This is a genomic window from Micromonospora sonneratiae (assembly GCF_042679305.1).
GTDB classification, from domain to species: domain Bacteria; phylum Actinomycetota; class Actinomycetes; order Mycobacteriales; family Micromonosporaceae; genus Micromonospora_H; species Micromonospora_H sonneratiae.
The window spans coordinates 1-23612 of record NZ_JBHTMP010000053.1; the positions used below are offsets into that span (position 1 = coordinate 1).

Consider the following 23612-nt stretch of genomic DNA (forward strand, 5'->3'; position numbering starts at 1 on the left):
CTGGCGCGGCGGCTGCGGGCTGCGGCCTGCCTTCCCGGGCCGTCCGCGGCACCGACCGCCTGGCCACCCGACGCGGCGCTAGTGGCCTGGCTGCGCCGGATGACCTACCCGGGGCTGTACACCTGGGCGGCCGAGGAGAACCTGGCGCGCCGCTGGATCGGTGGTGACATCTTCGGCTCCCGTCGGCTGCCGCAGGCACCGGACTTCCTCGCCGGTACCGACGTACGCCGTCTCGCGCCGCACCTGGTCGCGCCGCTGCTGCGGCGGGTGAGCATGACCCGTCCGGCCCCGAGCGCCGCCGAACTGTCGCCGGCGGCCCTTGCCGCGGACGCCGGCCGGGTCAGCACGTTCCGGCGCGACGGTGCCGCCCGGTGCTGGGGCCAACCGGAGCACACGCCACCGCTGCCGGGCACCATCACCATCCCGCACGTCGTGCACGGAATCTGGCTCGGCCGGCCGCTGCCGGAGACGAACGGCTTCTGGGTCAACTACGCTGCTGCGGCCGACAGCTACGCCGGCCAGGTCGACTTCGTACTTTGGACGGACATTCCGCGCGCCTGTTTCGACTCGGCCCGCACCACCCCGCCCACGCCCGACGGCCGGCCCGATCCGCTGACCCCGGTACGCGCTCTGCTGGCCTGGGCCACCGCCCACGGCATCCATCTGGTGAGTGTGGCCGAACTGTTCCACGCGAACGCACCGATGACCCTGCACACCCCGTACGCCCTGGAACTGAACCGTGGGCTGCCGCAGGGTTTCGCCGCAGCCAGCGACCACCTGCGGGTCGAGGTGGTGCACCGGTTCGGTGGCCTGTACGCCGACGGCGACCTGCACCTCTCCCCGGACGCCACGCCCCCACCCGGCGAGCGGGCCGCCGCACCATCCGGGGACCTGGCCGGCGATGGGTACCGGCTGTTCCGGGGCCGGTGGCACGGGCGGCCGGAGGCTGGCGGGCCGGCCCGGTTGCCGGAACTCCTCGACCGGGTCGCGGCGTCGACGTACGGGTTCACGCTGCATGCGCTCACCGACGAGATCGTCCTCAACGACGTGATCGCGGCACCTGCGGGGCATCCCGCGCTGGCCCTGTGGTTGGAGGGTGCACGGTACAACTACCTGCGCGACCCGCGCGACCTGTACGCCGTCCGCGCCCCTCAGGCGGATGGGTCCGGGTGGCAGGGGGAGCCGGTCGCCTGGACCTGGGCGGTCACCGCCATGCGTACCGGACGGGTGCACCAGTGGCTGCTGGCCCGGCTGGGCATCGGCGCGGCCGATCTGGTCAAGCCGGCGCCGGCGGTGTGCGGGTACAGCGAGCTGAGTTGGCTGCCGCCGGTCGACGGCCAGCCACCGGTTGCCTGCCCGGACCCGGACCCGCTGCCGACCCTGGTCGCCTGCGTGAACCTGCTGCGCTGGCAGCACCTGTCGCGCTCCGGGGACCTGTGTCTCACCGCGGTCGCCCCGCTGGTACGCGGGCTGTCCGACCCGGACACCGCGTGGACCGCACTGCTACTGGCATTCAGGGACCTGTCCGCCGACCTCGGCCCGGTCACGTCGGTCACGGACCGGCGACGTAACCAGGACCGGACCCTCGACGTGGTGGTACTGCCGCCCGACGCGGAGGCGCTGCTGGACCGTACCGCGACACCGACCACCTGGTTCGGTTCCGGCAGCACACCGGGGGCCACCGCCGTTCGGGAGTACTGGTTCCTGGGCGAGCGCACCGTGCCGGCCCGGCTGCTGCCCGCCCCCGCGCACGGGCCGCTGAACGGCAGGCGACAGTACGGCGGACAACAAGCCGTGAACTCCGGCGACACTGAAGGCGTGCTCGGAGTATGAGCACCGAGCGCGGGGAACTCTGCCGGCTGCTGGTTGTCGGGCCGACCAGCCAGGTCGACGTGAGCCTGCCCACCCACATCCCGTTGGCCGACATGATGCCGGCCCTGCTCAGCGCGCTCGGGCCGGACCTCGCGGACCGCGGTCTGGAGCACAGCGGCTGGATCGTGCAACGGCTGGGCGGGCCCGCACTCGACGAGTCGAGCACCGTCGACGACCTCGACCTGCTCGACGGCGAGGTCGTGCACGTACGACCCCGTACCGACCAGATTCCACCACTGGCCTACGACGACCTTGTCGACGGTATCTCGGCCGGCATCCGCAAGCGGTCCGGGCTGTGGCACCCGCAGACCACCCGGGTCACCGCCCTGCTGCTGTTCGCCGCCTGGCTGGCCGCCGGGCTGGCCGTCACGTGGACGTGGCCGGACGTGCTCCGGCGCCCGATGCTGCTTGCGGCGATGGCGCTCCTGTGTTTCGTCGCGGGCTTCGCGGTGGTACGCAAGCTGGCCGACCGGGTGACGGCCGGCATCCTGGGTGCCGCCTGCGTGGCCGCGACGGTGCTCGCCTTCCTGGCCGGCGCGGTCGGTACCCATCCCGCGCCCCGGCTGGTCTTCGCGGGTGCCACCGCCGGTACCGTCGCCGCGCTGCTGGTGGCCGTGTTCGTCTTCCCGCGCACCGGCTGGCGGCAGATCACCGTCGGCCTGCTGACGGCGTGGCTGCTGGTCGCCACCGCACTCGGGCTGCGCGTCCAGACCACGCTGGACTGGACCGCGATCGCCGCGATCGTGGTCACCGTCACCACGGCCCTGCGCCCGGCGGTGCCGGCGCTCGCCTTCAAACTCGCCGGATTCGCCCTACCGGAGATGCCCGCCGAACCTGCGGACCTGCAGAAGAACATCGACCCGGAACCGGCCGCCGAGGTGCTCACCCGGGCCGCCACGGCGGACCAGTTCATGACCGCCATGTATGCGGCACTCGGGCTGGTCTCCGGGGCTGCGGTCGTGTGGCTGGCGGCGGCACCCGGCTGGGCCGCACCACTGGCCGCCTGGCTGGCCGCTGTCGCCCAGATCCTGGTCACCCGCGCGATGACGAGCACCTGGCACCGGTTGGCGCTGGCCGGCCCGGGACTTCTCGCCATTGCGACCTGGTGCCTGACCGCGACCACGGTCCGGGGGCCGCTCGCCGCCCAACTGGCCGTCGGCTGCTGCCTGACCCTGGTGGTGGTGTGCGGGCTCGCCGCGCGGATCCCGGTCGGCCGGCGGTTCAGCCCGATCTGGGGCCGGCTGGGCGACTGGGTGCACACCGGGGCGGTGGCCGCGTTGGTGCCGATCGTGGTGGTCATCACCAACCTGATCGACGTGATCCGGGCGCGGGTGGGTTGACATGTCCTCACGTCGTGACCAGGTGGACGCCCAGCGGTACATGATGGCCCGGGTGACCGGTGCGCTGGTGCGGGCCGAGCCGGAGACCGCCGAACTGCCGACCCGCCGGGACCGTACCGGCACCGTCGTCGGCGTCGTGCTCGGGATCGTGCTGCTGGGCGTGGTCGCGGTCTGGGCGCTGATGCCGGGATCGGGCTCCACCCGTTGGCAGCAGCCACGGATGCTGGTGGTGGATTCCTCGACCGGGGCTCGGTACGTGCTGGTCAACGGTCGGCTGAGCCCGGTCGACGACGTGGCAACGGCCACCCTGCTGGCCGGTGGCCGGCTCACCCCGATCACCGTGTCCTCGTCCCAACTCGCCAAGGTGCCGCGGGGTGCCGCGGTGGGTACCCCGGCGGGACCACAGGTGCTGCCCGCGGCCAACCGGATCAACCGGGGCGTCTGGCGCGCCTGTGACCTGGGTGCCGGGCGGATCGTCCTGGACGTCAACGTGCCGGCGGCCCCCGAATCGCTCGGCGCCGGGCAGGCGTTGCCGGTCACCGCGGACGGCCGGACCTACCTGCTGTGGGGCGGGCGGCGCCTGCTGCTGACCCAGTCCTGGGTGGCCGACGTGCTGGGGTTGGGGCTGCTGGCTCCGGTGCCGGTGTCGGCCGCCTGGCTGGACCTGATCCCGTTGGACGGTACCGCCGGCCCACCGAGCGTGGCCGGGGCCGGCGGCGCCGGGCCGACGGTGGCCGGCCGGCCGACGTCGATCGGCCAGATGTTCGCCGTGGACATGGGCAACGGCACCGTCGGCCACTACCTGATGACCACCGGCGGACTGGCCCCGCTGACCGAGACCGAGTACCTGCTGAAGCGGGCCACGCCGGGCTCGGTCAGGGAGACCTCGATCACCGCGGCGGATCTGGCCGCCGCCGGCCAGCGCAGCCCGGTACGACCGCTGACCACGCTGCCGGCCACTCCGCCCGAGCCACCGCCCACACCGGAGGGTTTCGTCGTCTGCGTGGAGTACGCGGGGCGGGCCGATGAGAAACCCACGGTAGTCCTGGGAGCCGCCACCGGTACGCCGACCGGCCAAGGTGCTGGGAAGCCAGTAGCGACGGTGCGGGTGACGCCGGGTGGGGGAGCGCTGCTGATGCCCCCGGCGAGCGCGGGGGCCGACCCGTACCGGCAGCGGGGTCTGCTGGTCGACGAGCGGGGGATCGCGTACCCGATCAGTGGCAGCGACATCCCCACCCTGGGGTACTCCCTCGACCAGGCCGTGGTGGTGCCCACCGGGCTGGTCGCCATGTTGCCCCTCGGGCCGGTACTGGCCCGGCCGGGAGGGGGGTGAGACCGCCGGGGCACCGAACCGATTCGCCGCCGCAGCCAGGCCGACTGCGTGGACACGGCAGGCACGAGTACATCGCACACCTTCCGGCGACAGTGCGTCGGATGAGAGACAGGGAGTGTCATGTCAACCATCAACAACGGCGGGATCGTCGCCGACGAGGCGACCATCACCGCCATGGTCATGGCGTTCGGCGAGTGCCAGAGCGAGGCCAGGACCAGCGAGCAAACCGTGGTGAACGCCCGCAGCAGCCTGGCCACCCAGTGGCAGAGCGACTCGGCCGCGCCGCGGTTCCTCCAGGCCGTCGACCAGTGGCTGACCGGCTTCCAGCGGGTCCGGCAGGGCCTGGACATGCTCAACGGCAACATGCAGACCTACGCGCGACTGACCACCACGACCGAGGACGACACCGCCCTTCGGGCCGGTGGCTGGGCCACACCCTGACCGTCCAGCGTCCCACCCACCAAGACCCGGGTCGAGGAGATCCGGACCGACGAACGTGAAGGAGGCCGACAATGGCCAACTACAGCATCAATCCCGCTGCGGCACAGGAGGTTGCCGGCGAGATGGCCAGGGTGACCCGCCAGCTCGAACAATCGCTGGCAGCCCTCCAGGTCTCAGTGCAGCGGTTCATCGTGGCCAACAACGGTCAGGCACCGGACACCTACGCCGCCGCCCAGCGGTTGTGGGAGCAGGGACAGCTTGAGATGCGGCAAGCCCTGGCCATGGGGCAGCAGCGCCTCCAGGAAATCACCCAGACCTACATCCACGGCGACAACAGGGGCGCGGCCGTCTTCGGTGGCTAGGGGCGACGGCGTCCCCGCCGACGCCGTCCCCGTCGAGAGGAAGACCTGATGCAGAACATCGTCATCAACGAGAGCTACCTGCGGAAGCTGCAGGCCACCTACGCCGAGCTGGTCGACGACATCGACCGGATCTACGGGAAGATCTATCCGTACGGCGCGCTGCCGGAATCGAAGGTCGACTTCACGAAGCCGTTCACGCTGCACCTTGGCGGGGCGGGCTTCAGCGAGGCGGTGGCGCTGGTGGAGAGGATCGACAGCACCCGGGCGGGGCTGGCCGAGCGGTTCAAGAGCGCGCGGGGCGAACTCAACACGTTGGAGTTCGGCATCAAGTTCCTGCTGGCCGACTCCGAGGCCACCGAGGAGTTGGGCACGTTGAGTGCCGAGCAGTTCGAGTACTTCATGCCCCAGTCCGGGGGATCGTGATGACGAACACTGCGACGATCGAGGACATCCTGGCGAGCATCCTGGGGCTGGTTCTCGGCGGCACACCCGGACAGCACACGCTGGCCACCTCCGCATCCGGGGGTGGCCAGTCCGGGGACAAGACCTCGATCAACGACGGCTTCCGCCCGCGGACCATCAAGGGCCCGGGCTACTGGCTGATAGCCCAGTCGAGCACGCTCAGTCACACCGGCGGTTGGGCACCCGAGTACAACAAGGACGCGGTCACCTTCTACAAGTGGAGCCAGGACGGGGCGATCAAGCGGATCACCCGGCTGACGGTGTGGGTGGGGCTGACCAACCGGAACAACGATCAGGGGCAGGAGCGGAACACCAGCGATCCGACGAAGACGGTCAATCCAACGGCGAACCCGGTCATCGCACTCGGCTCCGCGTGGGAAACGATCCGCAACGAGATCCCGCTGGTGGCCGGGGTGGGTACGTCGTTCGACCCGAACTCGATCGCGGCGGTACGCCAGATTCTGGGCGTCCTGACCTCCCACGCGATGAAAATCTCGGGTCGCCTGACGGACCAGATGAACCTGGTGAACATCAAGAGCGACGACTTCAAGGGCTCCGCTGAATCGGCCTGGTACCGCCGGGTGCAGAGCGCAAACCGGTACGTCAGCGACATCCACGACCAGTTCAAGCGCTGGGACGGTGTGCTGTACCAGGCCGAGGAGGCAATGAAGAAGTTTGTCAAGGCGCTGCTGGACGCCAACAACAAGTGGTCCGAGATCACCCCGGCCGGTACCTGGCAGCACCCTTACCGGGTCATCGCCGCCATGTTCAACCAGAGCACGCTCCAGTACGGTGACCTGCACGATGGCCGGTCGAACGCCTGGGACCTGGGCAGCCAGTATGCCAACACCGGGAACAAGACAGGAAACAAGAACGGCCGAACCCCGATTCCAGGGAAAGACGTAGGGGCCGTCCTGTGGACACCGCCGAGTTGGCTGAAATACCACTCGTTCGATGCTTTCAATATTGGTGAATGGAACAAGCTGGACCAGCATCTGCGCCAGATGTGGGCCAACAACGTCATCAACACCTTTGCGCCGGTGCTGACCGCCGCGACGAGCCTGGTGACGGCGTTCGCGGACGCGCGCAACCCGATGTATCTTGCCGCCCCCGACCCGGTGCCGCCCCTGCCGATGCCCAACAACCTTGGGGCACCCAACTGGGACAACGCGTTTCCCAACTGGGACAATGCTTTCCCGAACTGGGATAACGCGTTTCCCAACTGGGACAATGCTTTCCCGAACTGGGACAACGCATTTCCGAACTGGGATAACGCGTTCCCGAACTGGGACAACGCATTTCCCAACTGGGACAACGCATTCCCCAACGGGGGCAGCATGTTCGCGTACGGCGGGGGTGTGGACGATCCGTTCGCGAACGGTGGTGGCGTGTTCGCAAACGGCGGCGGAATCGACAGCCCGTTCCCAAACGGCGGGGGCGTGGTCGCATACGGTGGCGGCCTGGGCAATCCGTTCGCCAACGGCCTGGACAACGGCTCCGTGTTCAGCAGCTCGGCCAATCCGTTCGCCAACGGCCCGACGCCCGGTCAGACGTACAACAACCTGACCGGGCCGCAGACGTTGGGTGACCTGACGCCGGACCAGTTGCAACAGTTGGACTCGGCCGGGTTGTTGGACGATGTGCCGCTTACTGCTGAGCAGGCCGCCTACCTGCGGGAGAATGGCCTGGCGGTGCCGAATGGCACGACGATGCTCGGTCAGCTCACTCCGAAGCAACTCGCGGCTCTGCAACAGGGCGGGCTACTGGACGAGACCCCGCTCACCGACGACCAGCGGGCAAAGCTCGGGCTGATCGAGCCGCAGACGTTGGGTGACCTGACGCCGGACCAGTTGCGGCAGTTGGACTCGGCCGGGTTGTTGGACGATGTGCCGCTTACTGCTGAGCAGGCCGCCTACCTGCGGGAGAATGGCCTGGCGGTGCCGAATGGCACGACGACGCTCGGTCAGCTCACTCCGAAGCAACTCACGGCTCTGCAACAGGGCGGGCTGCTGGACGAGGTTCCGCTCGACCCGGAAGGACGGGCGAACCTCGGGCTGACCAAACCGTCGGGGCAGTCCGGCGGGGTCACGTCCGTACCGGGCCTGATAGATCCGAGCAAGCTGCCGTGGTACCCCACCAGCCCCACGTCGCCGGTGGTCATCAACCCGTTCCCGACCACTGTCGACGGCCTGGAAGTGTCGCCCAATCCGGATAAGGACGACACCGTCAAACCCCCACCGTTCGGCGACATCTCCAAGCCCGGTGCTGCCACGTACCCGAACGTTCCCGGGGTGCAGGTCGGTACCGGCGGCCTGTCCTCGGTGCCCGGCGTGTCCGGCTCGGCCGGGGCGCTGAGCCAGGACAGGTTGGGTCTGCCCATCGGCGGCCCAGGTGGGGCCGGGTCGACTACCGGTGCCACGCAGACGAGCGGAGACAGTTCGTCGTTCGGCGGGATGCCGTACATGCCGGGGATGTTCGGGGGGATGCCGGGCATGCACGGCGGCGGACACCAACCCAGACAGGAGCCTGACCGTCAGCGCACCACCTGGCTGAAGGAGGACGAGAAGGTCTGGGGTACCGACCCCGACTGCGCACCCGCGGTGGTCGGCCGACGTGGCAGCAAGACCCGGGTGGGGGACGACGACTACGACGAGTACGACAAGTCTGTCGACGAGCGCACCGGCACGCAGGACGACCACCGCCCGTACTGGAGACGGTGAACCACCGTGGCGCCGGGATGAACCCGGCGCCACGCTTCAGCCGTGCGGTAGCACAGAGGAGGTAACGGCGATGACCATGTTGGGCGACGAGGAACTGCTGGCCGAGATGCGGTCGGCTCTGGACGGCGTACAGGCCACGGCCGACCGGGTACGCCGGCGCGTCAACCAGGCCAAGACCACCGTGGAGGACAAGAAGAAGCTGCTGTCGGTGACAGTGGGTGGGCACGGTGAGCTGACCCAGATCACCTTCAACGGGGACGCCTACCGGCAACTCGCGCCGGCCGAACTGGCCGACCTGATCGTGGCCACGGCGCGTACCGCCCGCGAAGGCGCCCAGCGCAAGGTGATGGCCGGTACGGCCGAGTTGACCGGTGACCTTTTCCGGCTCGGTGACACCGCACGGACGGCCGCGAGCATGGAGCAACTCATCGAGGGCATCGTCGGCTTGGCCTCCGCCGGCGACGACCGGCAGCGTGGACGGTCGGCGACATGAGTACGTCACGGATCGAGTTCTCCGGAGATGGCCTGGCCCGGCGGGTGCCGCTGCTGGGCCAGTTCCAGGGCCACCTGATGGATACGGTGAGCCTCCTGGTCGACATCGCCGCCTGTCGGTGGGCGGACGACGTTCCCGAGGACGACAAAGTCACCCTGCAGGCCCGCGAGGCCGTGCACGGCATGCTCATGAAGTACGTGCTCCCGGCGTACGGCGCACTCGGTGAGGTGGTCGGAATCCAGGGCGAGAAGCTGGGCATTGTCCATCGTATCGGGGAGAACACCGAGGCCAGCAACGCCGAGGCCGCCGGCGGCTGGGGTGGCGGACACCGCGGCTGACCGATCCGCACCGAGTACCCCTGATTCAGGGCGGGGAAGAAGCGTAGCGCGATGGCTTTCACCACCATTAGGACCCTTCAGACCAGCGAAAGCACGAAGCGGGCGCTGGAGGTGTTCACCGCCATGAAGCTACCCCGGGCGAAGCTGTCGCTGTTACTGCGCGACGCGAACATGCTCGACTCGCTGGCCGACCGGGTGCGTAATCTGCTCGGGCCGGAACTGGCCCAGACGATCAAGGCGGTTGGCAACTCGGTGGACGGCCAGACCGCCGCCCGGTTCGTGGCCCAGACCGCCCCGTTCGTCGCGATCCTGGCCGAGGTGGCCACTCTGCAGAACGAGGTGGCCGAGGCGATGCGCGGCTATCTCGTCGAAATGGACTACCTCGAACGCCAGGCCCTCATCATGTTCATCTTCATGATGATCGAGTTGGCCATCGCCGCCGCGGAGGCGTTCTTCGCCCCCGTGGACGCGGCGCAACGCGTCGCCACCACGCGGACCATCATCCAGACGGTCCTGCGCTCCTCGATCACCAAGGCGGCGGTGCGTAGTACGGCGATCCAGATGCTCTTCATGCCGGGCTCCTCGCTGCTGGCCCAGCTCTGGCAGATGGCCGACGGCCTCATCTCCGAGGTCAACTGGGCAGTGGTCGGCAAGCAGGCGTTGTACGGACTGGCGGTGGCGGCCATCAGCACGGTGGCCGGGCCGGCGCTGAATCGGGCTGTCCCTGTCGTGGCCACCGGCCTGGGCAAGATCGGCGTCAGGGAGTCCAGGCGTGACCCACTGGCCGGCATGGTGATGCGGCCCGGCATCGAGATCGTCATGGAGGTGGGCGGCGGCATCGGCGCCAGTTACATCGTCGATCATCACTACGACACCGGTAGCGCCGGCCCGGACGCCATCTCCGGGGCGGTGTCGGGAGGCACCGGCGTGGCCGCCACCGGAGCCGGGCTTGGCGGGCGTCGAGGTGCCATCGGGCTCGGGTACACCCCGCCTGCCCTGCCCCGGCTGCGGCTGCCCGGTGGCACCGGCTTCTCCGCGACGGGCAAGCCGGTGGTGGACCCGACGCCGGCACCGGTCGATCTGAAGACCTCGACGACGTACCAGCCGGGGGTCGACGATCTGGTGACCGATGCCGCCGGAAGGCAGGTCCCCCCGCCCCCGGTCGCGGTGTCCGGCCCGGACGGCCCGTCGCTGCCCGCACCGTCACTGTCGGTACCGCTGGTGCCGGTGCCCAACTGGGTTGCAACCACGGGCGTACTGATCGAGCAGTGGCAGCGGTTCCAGCGGGATCTCGTGGACCGCTACGGCGGGCTGCTGGCCGGGGTGGTGCAGGCGCGGCAGAGCCTGGCCGCACTCCCCGTGTCGGTCGAGCGCACCTTTGCCGGGTGGGTCGACGCCCGACTCGGTGACGCGGCCGTCACCACCCTCCTGTCCAGGTTCGGTCTGCCCGGCACCGCGCTGAGCGAGCAGTATCTGGCCGGTGTCCGGGACCGGGCCGTGGCGCGGATGACCGACGCGCTGACGCAGTCGGACACCACCCCCGAGCAGATCATGGCCGCCCTGCCGGCCGAGTTCGACCGGCAGGCACTGCGCTCCGTCGCTCACCTGGCCGCCGAGCACCACATCGACCAGTACTTCGCCGCCAGCCGCTCAGCAGCTGTCAGCGCGCCGGGGATCGTAGGTGCGCCAGGCGTTACCGGCACGCCGGGGGTTTCCGGGGCCCCGGCGCCGTCCGTCGCCGTGCGCGAGGCGGTGGAGCGCGAGGTACGGCTCCAGATCGACCGGGGCGTTGACGCGATCCTCGGTACCACCGCGCTGCCTACCGTGCCGGCCCGGCCGGGCGACGCGCAGGTGACGGCCGTAACGAACGTGGTCCGGCAGGCGACCAGCGACCTTCCCGCCCGCTTCGCGGCCGCCTCCACTCCGGTCGCCTCCGCTCCGGCTGTTTCTGCTCCGGCTGCCGCCGCTCCTGTCGACACCGCCTCCGCCCCGGTCGGCCTGGCAGACGCCCAGTTCACCGCGCTGGCCGAGCGGTACGGGACCGACCCGGCTGGCCACGAGGCACTGGCCACGTCGTTCCAGCAGGAGTGGCTGGCCGGGTACCACGAGATGTTCGGCGGGGCCGCGACCCCGCCGATGCCGTCCCCGGCCGTCGCACCGGGCACCGTCGAGATCGACGCGGAGCGGTGGCGGCGCACCGGAGAGGCCTTCGACTTCAGCGGCGACAGGGTGACCCGGCCGGCCGGTGGTGGCGAGCGGATCGCCGTGCGGTACGCGTTGACCCCGCGCCCGGACGCCTGGGTGTTCCAGGTCCGGCTGCACCTGACCGGCCAGCCGGGTGTCGACCTGGATGCGGTCAGGCAGGCCGCCCAGGAGGGGGTGACGCGGTACCTGAACGAGCCCGGATACCGGTTGCCGCAGGTGGATGTCCCGATGCGGGTCGAGGTCCAGTTCGTCGACGATCCCGGGCAGGCGCACGCCACGATCGCCGTCGGGTCTCCGGACAGCGCGACCGACCAGGTGCACTGGGCGTTCGGGCAACCACCGGCCACGTACGCGCACGAGATCCTGCACTTCCTCGGCGCAACCGACGCGATTCCGCCGCGACGACAGCCGCGGACCACTGACACCGGCCCGTCGCTGATGGGACACCACCACCCGGCCGGGGAACTGCCGGTGACCGACAGCGACCTGCGGCAGATCGTGGACACGCTGGCCCCGCACTACGCCGGGGTGGCCGGCAGTCCCGGCCCGGTACAGCGGCCGACCGGGGCCGCCAGCGCTGCCGAGGGGCAGACCAGCGTGGCCGCCTTCTGGGCCAGTGGTCAGGACACGCCACCCCGGATGGCCGATCAGCAGCCGCCCGGGCCGGACCCGATGTTCACCGTGCGGGGCGACGGCTACTGCATGCTGTACGCCTTCATCGCCACCAACCCGGACCTGGTCCGTACGGCGCTGGGGGAGCGGCTGTCTGCGGACCTGCAACTGTTCCTGTCCGATCCCGCGCGGGTACGGGACACCGTGGCCCGGACGGCTGACATGAGGGTGCCACGGGATCCCGAACTGACCCGGGTGAGCGAGGCGTTGCGGGACCACGTTCGGGACTACCTGGACCGTAACGCCGACCGGCTGCCGGCTGATGTGGTGAGGCAGCGGCCGGATCTGGGGCAGGGGGGCCAGTGGATACAGACGCTCAGTGACGAGGAGGTACTGGGGAAACTGGTGGAGCGTACCGGTGGCCATGTCACCGACGCTGGTTTCCTGGATCGGGCGGCACTTGAGTCGCGGTACTCCGAGGTGCATACCAACCTGATGGAGTCGGGGCGGGATCCCGGTCCGCTGACGACGGTGCCGCAGCAGCAGTTGGAGTTCGTCAACCAGCACGGGGGTTTCCCAGTGGCGGCGTTGGCGCCGCAGCAGGCCCGCGAGTATCTGGTCGACCTGGTGAACAGGTCCGATGGGCCACTCGAGTCCGCCGAGCTGACCGAGGTCCGCGCCACCGTGGAGGGCTGGGACAACAGGTGGTCCTCCACCCGGACCGGCCCGTTCCTGCTGCCGTTGCTGGCCCATGCCACCGGTAGCCGGATCACCGTCCTGCAGACCACCACCGGGCACGGAGTCCGCCCAGTCGAGCAGCAGTACGGGCCGCCCGCCGGCCAGCCGGTGACGCTGTACCACGTGGCCCTCGACCCGGCACAGCCCGACCACTACAACCACTACAACGCCGCTGTGCCGGAGGTCAGCGTCAAGACGTCGACCGGGGGGTCTGTGGTTCCGCCCAAGCCGCCTGCGCCCGAGCCGGAGACGATTGTGGCTGAGACGCCTGGGCCCAGGGCGCTCGAGGAGGTGTTCTCCGAGCTTGTTGATTTGAAGTCGGAACTGGAGGACCTCGAATTTCGGATTCGCCGCGACGAGTCCGCGGGGCGGGTGTCGGCTGAGGCTGACGAGGCCAGCGGAAGCGAGTCGGGGATCGAGCTGTCCGAGCGTGGTAAGGGGCCCGACCCCCTGAAGACGGCTCGTGACCAGGCACAGGCGAGGTTCGACGCGAATCTGAACCTGTTGGTTGGTGATGCCGTGTGGGGGCCGTTGGTTCATCACTGGCGGGACGGGGCATTCGATCCGGCGGTGAAGACGAGGGTGGATCAGCTTCGCGGAGCTCTTCGAGCATCTGGACGTGGTTCACTGGTTTCCTTGCTGGACGATTCTTGGCTTGCCACAGTGGTGGCGATGGAAGCCCGAGCGAAACGGAAGCTGAGTTTCGAGGTTCCGCCGGTCAGCGCCTATTTGCCGTTGGTTCGCGAGTACGTCGACGGTGGGGCCGAGACGGTTACGGCCGATCACGTCGCGGTGCTCGACAGCCATGTGAGTCGGCTGGGAGCCGCGAAGTGGACGGTGGATCGTGACGGGCTGTTGTGGGCGGCCGGCTTCCGTACTCTCAGGAAGGTTCTGGGGCCTGTGACGTCGGTGGACGGGAAGGTGGCCGGTCCGGCCACCGGAAAGGTGGAAAAGTCCGCTCCGACCGTGAAGACTCCCGACCAGTTGATTGACGAGCACGTTTCGAGTTTGCGTAATCCGAAGTCGGACACGGTGGTGAAGTCGTCGTACGTGCCGTGGGCGGAGCGGGCGTTGGAGGTGCGTTGGCTGGCACGGCAGGCGGGGTTGACGGTTTCGGATCCTGGTGATGCGAGTGTCCTGGACACGGTCGTTCAGATGGCCCATCGGCAGTATCGGAAGGACCACCGGGGGGCGCGGCCGTTGGGTCCGTTGAGTGTGCCTGTTCTGCGGCGTGTGGTGGAGGTCAAGTTAGGGGTCGATGACTCTGCGCCGTTGTCGATGGACATGTTGAAGCTGGTTGCGGACAAGTCGGTGGCGCGGCAGAAATGGGAACAGTCGCACGCGTTTCAGGCGTGGGCGCGTCGTCAGCTTCAGCGTACGTTTGGAAATTCGCAGTTCGACGGTGGTGGCGCACGTTGGCATGTGCTTGATGGTGGTTACCGTCGGGTGGTGACCCGGTTCCAGCATCGTGCCGAGAAGTGGGACGGCATGCCTGACGCGCCGGCAGCCCGGCGAACGGAGGAAGCGCAGGTCCGGAAGCTGGTCGACACCACCGATACTGGTCGGAGTGTTTCTGACGCCCAGATCAAGAAACTGGTGAGTGTGCGCCGCAAGTACTACGCGCACCAGCGGAACAGATCGTTCGCCGAAAATGCTGGCTTCGCCGACTACCGGTGGATGACACAGCAGTTCCTGAACGACAGCCAGACCAATGCTGCGAACATCGAAAAGTTGGCGACGATATTGTCCGAGGCGGCTACCCCGTCGCTTCCTCCGCCGCCGTCGCCAGAAGCGGACGGGTCGCGGCCCGACTCGGGCCAACCGGACCCAGCGGCCGGCTCGTCCCGCCCGACGGCTCGGGCCAGGATGGACGCCGTCATCAAGACGGTCGGGGCCAGGGCCGATGCTGTTTACAAGGCCGGCCGTGCCAAGGTGGACTACGGGCGGAAGTTGATTCAGTTGGCGACGGCGGACTGGAAATCGCCCGATGATCATCAGGGGGCGGAGTCGTACCGACCGTCCTTGCCCGGTCACACCGCTGAGGAGATCGCGGAACGCGGGAAGCTCATCACGTCGTTCCACAACGTGCTCGACATTTCGTCGTTCGTGCCGGACGTGGCTGGTTGGTTGAACCGGATCACGCCGGGTTCGAAGGGGTCTGTCAGTGCTGCCGCGCTGGAGCAGAAGCTGAAGTCGTCGCTGGGCAAGGCGGTCGACGATGGGGTCGCTTTCGAGACGGCAGACCGCTCCTTCGATATCCGGTTGTGGGCTGTGCCGGTTGCCAAGCCGGTCAGCGGTGAGGGGAACTGGATCAGTCGGGGTAGCGATGGGAGCATTCTTCAGGCGGGCAAGGCGGAGTTGCGCTGGTTCTCGTATCGTGAGGCCGCTGGCTCTCGGTTCGACGGGAGTCTGTGGGGTGGCGAGCTCATGGGGACCTATCAGGGTGGCATCTGGCTGAAGGGCGAGATCGGCGGGCTCGTCCAGCATTCGCGTCAGTTCGGCTCCCGGGCGTTGGTCTCCAACAATCCGGCCCAGTACCAGTTCCTGCGGATGAAGGAGGACGGCGGCCGGGTCGAGGTGGAGCTTGCGTGGGTGGCCCGGGTGCAGGACCGTGAGACCGGCAAGTGGCAGGACTTCACCTTGACCACCGATGACGGGAGTATCCGTCACGACAGGTTGCCGTATCTGGTCGCGAAGTCGTTGCTGCCGCACGACGAGAAGATGCGGAACAACGGAAAGCCGTCAGACCTGACGGTCGCCAAACCGGGCTTCCGCGCTGACATGTACCGGATCGACCCGGACTACCTGGTGACCAAGCAGATCAACGACCCTTCGGAGTTTCCGCTCTCGGATCTCGACTTCGGGATAACCAGGCTGGACTTCGTCGCGCGGGTAATGACCATGTTACGGCAGCGGTTGTCTGTGGACGATTTCACGTTCTGGCAGCGATCCTTGGAGGGCGACCTCAGTAACAGCGATCTCTCCATAGATTTTCGCAAACTGCTGTACTCGGGTGACGACATCCAGGAGATGTTCCGCATCAACAAGGTGCGGGGCGAACGCACCCTGAATCTCACGTTGACCGCTGCCGAGATAATGTCGGTGATCAAGCGTAGCGAGGTTGACATAAGCAACGAGCTGCGGTTTGACGATATCCGGGGAAACGTGGCGCGGAGCATGAACGGCCGGGATCGGCAGCGGCGGGGCGGTGGCGGGTTCATCGGTCAGATCAAGCTAGGTGGTGGTCCCCGCTTCGGTGGTCGGGCACGTGTCCGGTTCGTACGAGGCAGTGAGATCGGCCGTAATCACCGTGCCCTGATCACCCGCTCGAAACGGCTCGGCGGTCTGCTGCAGAACATCGGTTTCGACTTCACCTTGAAGCTCAACGTCGTGGCGACCAACAAAGGTGAGGTCACCTCCAACATCGAAGACGCGTCGGTGGAGGGCGGCTCCGCCGACGCGCTGATGGCCGCCGTGGACGTGTATACACTCCGTCGCGTCGATGGGGAGCGACTGTTCGTTCCGAACCCGAAACTGATCGAGTACATGCAAGGGGAGGTGGCAAAGGCTGACGCAGGTAGCGAGAAGAAGGTGATCCTCAGTCGACGGATGGCCTTGCTGCTGGACGCCATGGGCGAGTCCGCACCCAACATCGCGGATGGGGTCGTGGAACCGCCGAAGGATCGTAGCAACCAGAAATGGTGGCGTCCCGGTTCCGGTCTCGGTATCGATTTCGTCGAGAAGATCAGGGGTAATGGGACGGTCTACAACACGGTAGTTCCAGGCCTGGTGGAAATGGGCTATATCCCGGCTGCCGCGACTGGAGCCGACGGACAGACCCCGTTGCAGGCACTGGCGGCGGCAGCCGGCCCGACCGGGGCCGGCATCAACAAACCGGATCAGGCTCATCAGAACTGGTTGAAGTTGGTCAACGAGCTGTCCACCTCCAATCTGGGCAAGCGTAGCGATGACCTGTTCGGCGCGGGCAGAAGCCGGCCCGGCCTGACTGCCGAACTGCCGCACCCGGACGCGCCGACAGACCCCGACCGGGTCCTGACCATCGGGTTGTCTGCCACCGTGAGGTCGAGCCGGTTCAAGGGGATGACGCCGTACGAGATCCAGGTCGGCGTGACGGACATGGACATCATCTTTGCGAGGAAGGTCACCGGTTACCTGGCGGACGTCGAAGGCTCCGGGCGAGATCCAGCGATTCCCAACGATCCGATCACCGGCGATGTGCGTCTGGTGAGGACCAGGTTCCCGTTGTCGAAGCAGGGCCGCAACCTTTCCAGCTACCTGACGGCCGACACCGACGGGCAGAAGTTGCCGGCGGCGCGATACGGGGTGGGCATCGACTTCCACCTGCACGCGGTCGTCGGGAACGGCGCGCCCAACCGGTTGGGGAGCGTCAGGGGCTCGATCGACGTGCTGCAACCGGACGTGCTGGGGGTCGACCCGGCGGTGATCTGGCCACCCATCGTTCCGCTGGGCGGTACGGCTCCGAGTGTCCGTACGCCCTCCGTCCTTACTGCCGCGGGCATTCAGATCTATGCCCTTGTCGACGCTACGGGGCTGGACAGCCTGTCGACTGGCCTGATCGAGACGAACCAGGTACGGCGGGCTGACGTGTGGCGTGCCTTTACTCCAACGCCGTTCAAGTCAGTGCTGCTGCGCTCCCTGTTCGGGGCCGGCACGCTGCCTGTCGGTCCGGTGACGACGGGGTTCGGGACGGTGTTGTTTGGCAGGCCGCGTGTCGAGCGTGTCTGGTTCCCGTACAACCAGCAGGTCCAGGAAGGCCAGGACGGTATCGAGCAGGGCAGTACCGTCCTCACCTACAACGACCGCATCGTCAGAGGCGGCGTCAGTCTCGACAGTACGGCCAGTTGGCTCCCGGACCACGACGGGTGGAGCGCCGGTGGTAGCGGCGCCGGCCGGTGGACCAAGGGTTCCGGACAGGAGTCGGCCCGTATCGACACGCTCGGTAAGTATCGAGGGGGATACCAGGACACGCAGTTCGCGATCGTCCGCTCCGAGGCGCAGTATGCCGTCACCGTGCCGGGCGCGGCACCGGTCGTCCGGAAGGGTGCGGTCTGGGTCAACGTGCTGCTCAGTGACGTGCAGCAGCACCGGGCTGAGTTCGATGACCCACAGGGTCTGGTTCCTGCCGGGAAGCCAGTGGCGCGGTCGGCGCCGCTGTGGGCCAAGGATCCGCTTCCGCCGGCCAGCCTCACGGACAACCACAGCTTCTCCGTGATGTGGATGGGGCTCTACACCAGGGAAGGCAGCACATTCGGCCACGGCCCGCTCATTGCCGACCTGACCGCGAAGGCGACCCAGTTCGGCGGTGCAGACCTGGCCAACAAGGTGGCCTCCCTGCCCACCTGGTCCGAAGCCAGCGTCGCGCAGCTTGGCGATGGCGGTAAGGGCTGGCCGTTCGAAAGCGGCAGCCGTCGCTTCTTCCTGGTTCTCGAGGCCCAGCAGATCGGGAAGGCTACCGACCCGCGGGCGGGTGCCACGGGCGTGAAGGCATACGAACGCTACAACACGACGATCCAGAAGTTTGACCGGGAGCTGGACGGGGCCGGCTGGACCGTCACCTTCAACGGGGGCGGCCGCGGTGAGGTGCCTGACGACGTGTTCCTTCGCGGGGAACTGTCGAAGGGTAAGTACCGGCGGACCGACACCATCGAGGGAAAGGGCGAGAACCAGCTCAGGATGGCCGGAGCCCGACTCAACACGCTGGCCGAATACGACAAGAAGGTCATCTACCGCTACAGCTTGCGGGAGGTCAAGTCCGACCGGGGAGGCACCTTCGGGCTGATCCGCGGCTCCGACGAGGTCACCGGTGAAGTCGTCCAGACCAAGACGGTGGACATGCCACTCGAGGGGCTGCGACTACGGGACCAGGCGCCGATCGGCCTCAACACCCCGCTGACCACCCGTCCCCTGGACAACTTCGACCGGGTGCCCGGCGCTAAAGGCGTAAAAGCAATCTTCGACGCTGTGGACTCATCCGGCCTGCTGAGCAAACAGGACGCCTACTACGTCCAGCCGGCCGACGGCCAGCTCACCGTCGACAACATAGCGAGCCAACTCGGCGGGATGATGAACGAGCACGGGGCGCAGTTCACCTCCCTGGTGGTGGGACACTATGCCTACCAGGACGCCGACATCACCGTCCGTGCCGAACTCAACCCGAGCCGGCAGATCTCCACCGTGTCAAAGGCCGAGTTGGAGAAGTACGACCACGAGACCGCTCTCATGCAGCAGTCAAGCCAGGTGGCCGAACGAAAGACCCACTCCGCCACCTTCGGCGCGAAAATTCCCGCCGATCCCACCCTGCTCACCAGCGGCAACATCCAGGGAACCGGGATCCATCAAAACGTCCAGATCACCCGCGCCGACGCCGTCCCCTCCGGTGAGATCCGCAACTGGAACCGAGGTGACGCGCGTGTCTACAAAATCTACGCGCCTGTCACCTACCACATCACCATCCGCAAGGGTGGACAAGTACAGACCGTCGTCGCACGCGGTGCAGCCGAAATCATCACCGTAAAGGACAATGCCCTCAAGTTCGGCATTCCTGAAACAGTCCTTGACGCCGCCGAGAAGCACGGTGAACTCCTCCTCAAACTCGCCAAGCCGGCACCCAAGGAGGAGTCGAAAGAAATCGAAGACAAGAAAAAGTCTCCCGAAGACAAGAAAGAGTCTTCCGAAGATAATAAAGAGTCTCCCGAAGATAAGGCGAAAGTAACCGAAGGGCAGGCAAAGAAAACCGAGGGTGAGAGCAGCGGGCCCGACGACACGAAGGGCAATCGCGACGACGAGTCCTCGCCCGCCAAGGAGCAGAAGTCGGCCGCCGACCATGCACTCGACGGGAACCCCAAGAACGACAAAGACCCGAACCTGACCGAACAACACCCACCAGAAATCAACCCGCTGGACGAGAAACCGGAAGACAAGAAATCCGACGCAGAAAAGAGGATTTCGGATCGGGCGGAATCCGGCGGGCAGGTCGAACAGGCCGAGGGCGACCCACCCGGCCCGGGGGACAGCTTGTGGGGCGCGCCGAAGGGTAAGTTGTCCAAGGCCATTTTCTCGGACAGCAGCCAGGACACCCCGACACAGATGTCCGACCACCAGCCGACCGTCCCGGACCCGATGCTCACCGTGCCGCCCGAGAGCACGCCCCAGAGTGAGGCACCCGCACAGCTCGGCCCGGAGTTGGCGGAGCACGCCCGGCAGGCGCGCGACAGCGCCGACGACCGCGCGCGGGAGTGGATCGCCCAGGGCCTGCCCGGCGGACCCGCGAACCCGGCCACAGCCCACGCCGCCCGGCACGACACCGATCCCCCGGGGGCGCGGGCCGGTCGTGCGCGGCGACTGTTGGCCCCTGCCCTGCCCCCCGGATGGACCAGCACCGGACCGCTGACCCAGGCCCCGGACACACTACGGCCGGGTACCCGACTGTGGATCGCCCGCCCCCAGGGCGCCGCCGCAGCGCGACTCGACATCGACGGCACGTACCGGCTCCTCGACCCGCTTACCCCCGGGACAGCAGAGCGGACCCTCGACGCCGACCAGTTCCACGACGTACTCGCCGGGGCTCAGGCTGTCACGCTGGTCGAGCCCGACGTGCTGACCAGTTGGCTGCTACACGACGGCAACTGGACGGCGTCACGGCAGTTCGCGCAGGACAACCTCGCGACGCTGCAGGCCGACCCGACCGCAGCGCGGCTGGCGCAGGTTCAGCAGCAGGCCCGGCAGACGCCGCCCCCGGGCCAGCAGGCCGAGCTCGACACGACTTCGGCACTACCCGACGCCGGCGACCCGGCGCTCAACCTGCACCACGCCCTGCTCGACGCGATCCGTGCCGGGCAACTGATGGCGGCCTTCGCGTACCTCGACGCCATCGATGCGACGGCCCGGCACGGCGTACTCGCCGCAGTGGTGGCGGCGGTGACGCCGACCGACCCGAGCGCTCCGGCCGGCCTGCGGGCGCTGGCGGATCTGATCGACGCCGACCTGCGGGGGACGGGACCCAGACCGGAGCGGGAGGCCATCTCCGATGCGGGCATCCTGCGGGCCGTGGCGGACATTCTCGACCCGGCGGTCGGACCGCTGGCCACCTTCCGGGCCATCGCCTCAGCCGCCTGGACCGTCGACCCCCGTCAGGGCTGGCCGGAGACCCTGCAAGCCCTGGCCGCCCGGCTGCCCACGGCGCCGAGCCAAGACGTGGCTACGCTGAGCGCCACACTCGACATCAACGAGCGGATCCTCAGCCACGGCACCGACAATCTGCTTGCCACCCTGACTCTGGCCGACGCCGACCGGCTCGGCGCCGCAGTGACCGCCTCCCAGGCGACTGCGACCGACCTTGCCCGCGTCTGGCGGGACGTCCCCGCCGCCGCCGGCCTGATTCCGGCGCTACCCCGACCGCCCGCCACCTGGGCCGGGACGGCCACCCCACCGCCGGCCACCTCACCGCCGCCGGCCCAGGTCGTACACCATCCGCTGCCGCCAGCCCCCGACGCCCTCGACCGGTGGCTCGCCATCGACAACTGGGACACGTCCCGTACCTTCCTCGACACCCACCGGGCCGATCTACTCTCCGACCGGGTACACAGTGAACTCCAACTCCGGCGGGCGGGGCTGCCACACGACCCCGACCTCGCTGCCCGCGACGCACTGCTCACCCTGGCCCGGTACGGCCGGGTCGAGGACGGGTACCGGTACCTTCATGGCCCCACCCCACCGGCACCCGCAGCGGCCGGGGCACCGGCCCCGGCGTCGGGTCCGCTGACCGGGCGGCAGGAGATCCTGATGGATCTGCTGGCCCGGCCGGATCTGGCAGAACCGGCCGCCGTGTCGGCCCTCGCGTATCTGGCTGCCTCCCTGCCTGGCCCGGTCGACGCCGTGGACGCGGCGATCCTTCACCTGACCGCCGACACGCTCGCCGGCCGGAACGTTTCCGATGCCGTCGTTACGACGCTGGTACAGGACGCGGGCCAGACCCTCTCGACGCAGCAGCGGCAACGGTGGGCCGAGGCGATCCGCAACCTTGGTGACAACGCCACCGTTGCCCACAGGCCGGCACTGCGCCACCTCGCCGACCGCCTGCACACCACGACGCCCGCTCCCGCCCCGGCCCCGGACGCCATGGTGCGGCAGGGCACGCGACAGAGCCCTCAGCCGGCCACACCGGAACTCCAGCGCACCGTCGACGCCTCCGGGCAGGAGCAACGGGAGCCGAGTATGGCCCAGGCGGCGGTTGTGCCGGCGGGGAACGATCTTCGGGACGCCGGGCAGGACCCCGGCCGGGTCGGCTCGGACCTGCGGGACCGGGACCGCCACTTCGAGGACGTGGGGGAGGGCTACCACATCCGCGAACTCTCGTCGCAGGCACACACCAGCACGTTCCGGGTGCTCGACGCGGCCACGACGGCCGGTGAGGCGGGACAACTCCAGGTCGACCGTACGGTGTCCCCGGTCTCCTTCGATGTTCCGATCCTGGACGTGGACGCTGCACTGACCGACATTGCCGGCTCCGGCCACGGTCGGTCCGTCGTCCAGGAACTGGACCGCCGGGTGCGCGCGAGCAACGGTGGTACGCCCCCGGCACGGGTGGTGCTGCGCACCGACGCGACCGGGCAGGTGGGCAACGCCACGGTCGCACTGACGGACGAGACGGCCGTACCCACCCTGGACCGGGTACAGCTCGCCCGGGACCTCGCCGCGAGCCTGGGCACCCCGGTCGAACTGCGGGTCGGCAGCGGCACCACCGTGCAGCCGCCGTTCCTTGCCTACCCCAGTGGGGAGGTGGTGCGGCTGGACGTCACCGGCCGCCCGGAAACCCTGGACGGCGCCGTACGACGGCTGCCACCGCGTGTCCAGGAGGATCTGGCCCCGCACCGGGGCCGGCCCGAGGTGGAGTCGCAGCTGAAGATCCTGCACGAGGCGGAGATCGAGTCGCTGCACGACTTCGGCACGGGCGTGGTCGCCCTGGTGGAGAACCTGAACCGGCACCAGGGGTACCTGGCCTACCAGTGGGTCGTCCAGGCCACTCCGCCGGTGGACGCCACCGGCCTCCAGGGGGTGACCGCCGGCCTGAACACCGAAGCCCGGCCGGCACCCGCCGGCACCCCGCCGGCCGGCCCGGTAGACGCCGGTCGCCCCGACGGGATGGCCGCCGCCTGGTTGGCGTACACCCCGCAGCAGCGCGCCGACATGATGGCCGACCTGCTGGCGACTGCCTCCGGCCCCGCGTTCACCGTGGGCCGGCCGACCCGGAACCGACCGGACGATCCGCCAGTCGGCAGCCGGGTGCTGGTCGTGGCCGGGTCTGCGGTCGCCGCCGGGGTGGTCCTGCCCGGCACGCAACTGCGCTGGTACGACCCCGTCCGCAACCAGATCAGCACGGGCAGCGTGCTGGTGTTCGACGCCTGGGCCACGGACCGGGCAGGCGACGGCGCGGGACCGAACGACATCTGGTACGTCGTGCTGCTGCCCGCCCCGACGCCGGCCTGGGCGACCAGTTGACCGTCGAGCACCACGTGGACGAACCAGCGCTGGCCGCTGCCCTGCTCTGACCGCGACCCCGATCGTACGGGTGTACTGGCACGTACCTTCGCCCTGCCACGGCGCCTCTTTCCAACCAGGCGACCATGGTTTCGCCGAAGGTGTGTGGATTGAGGCT

10 protein-coding genes are annotated in these 23612 nt (G+C 68.6%); all 10 read left to right on the forward strand.

Features of this window, described 5'->3' with window-relative positions:
* Nucleotides 1-1833 (forward strand): hypothetical protein (locus ACFQ4H_RS26310; protein ID WP_377575506.1); only part of this gene is annotated, 1833 nt, incomplete at its 5' end.
* Nucleotides 1830-3212: a type VII secretion integral membrane protein EccD gene (eccD, locus tag ACFQ4H_RS26315; protein WP_377575508.1), complete on the forward strand. Its 1383-nt coding sequence runs from the start codon at nt 1830-1832 to the stop codon at nt 3210-3212. The genes ACFQ4H_RS26310 and eccD, both read left to right, overlap by 4 nt.
* A 1-nt stretch (nt 3213) precedes the next feature.
* Nucleotides 3214-4545, forward strand: a complete 1332-nt coding sequence (gene eccB / locus ACFQ4H_RS26320) for a type VII secretion protein EccB (protein WP_377575511.1) — start codon at nt 3214-3216, stop codon at nt 4543-4545.
* A 120-nt stretch (nt 4546-4665) separates the two neighbouring features.
* Nucleotides 4666-4986 carry a hypothetical protein gene (locus ACFQ4H_RS26325; protein WP_377575514.1) on the forward strand — a complete coding sequence of 107 codons (321 nt, stop codon included), beginning with the start codon at nt 4666-4668 and terminating at the stop codon, nt 4984-4986.
* A gap of 71 nt (nt 4987-5057) precedes the next feature.
* The gene (locus ACFQ4H_RS26330; protein ID WP_377575516.1) at nt 5058-5348 is read left to right on the forward strand and encodes a WXG100 family type VII secretion target; all 291 of its coding nucleotides are present in this window, start codon (nt 5058-5060) and stop codon (nt 5346-5348) included.
* 48 nt (nt 5349-5396) lie between these two features.
* The gene (locus ACFQ4H_RS26335) at nt 5397-5771 is read left to right on the forward strand and encodes a hypothetical protein (protein WP_377575519.1); all 375 of its coding nucleotides are present in this window, start codon (nt 5397-5399) and stop codon (nt 5769-5771) included.
* The gene (locus ACFQ4H_RS26340; RefSeq protein ID WP_377575521.1) at nt 5771-8530 is read left to right on the forward strand and encodes a hypothetical protein; all 2760 of its coding nucleotides are present in this window, start codon (nt 5771-5773) and stop codon (nt 8528-8530) included. Before ACFQ4H_RS26335 ends, ACFQ4H_RS26340 begins: the two co-directional genes overlap by 1 nt.
* A 70-nt stretch (nt 8531-8600) precedes the next feature.
* Nucleotides 8601-9023 (forward strand): YbaB/EbfC family nucleoid-associated protein, encoded by a 423-nt coding sequence (locus ACFQ4H_RS26345; RefSeq protein WP_377575524.1) that lies wholly within the window; start codon nt 8601-8603, stop codon nt 9021-9023.
* Nucleotides 9020-9361: a hypothetical protein gene (locus ACFQ4H_RS26350; protein ID WP_377575528.1), complete on the forward strand. Its 342-nt coding sequence runs from the start codon at nt 9020-9022 to the stop codon at nt 9359-9361. The genes ACFQ4H_RS26345 and ACFQ4H_RS26350 overlap by 4 nt, the downstream gene beginning before the upstream one ends.
* A 51-nt stretch (nt 9362-9412) precedes the next feature.
* A complete protein-coding gene (locus ACFQ4H_RS26355) occupies nt 9413-23455 on the forward strand; it encodes a hypothetical protein (protein ID WP_377575531.1) in 14043 nt (4680 codons plus the stop codon).
* Nucleotides 23456-23612 lie beyond the last annotated feature (157 nt).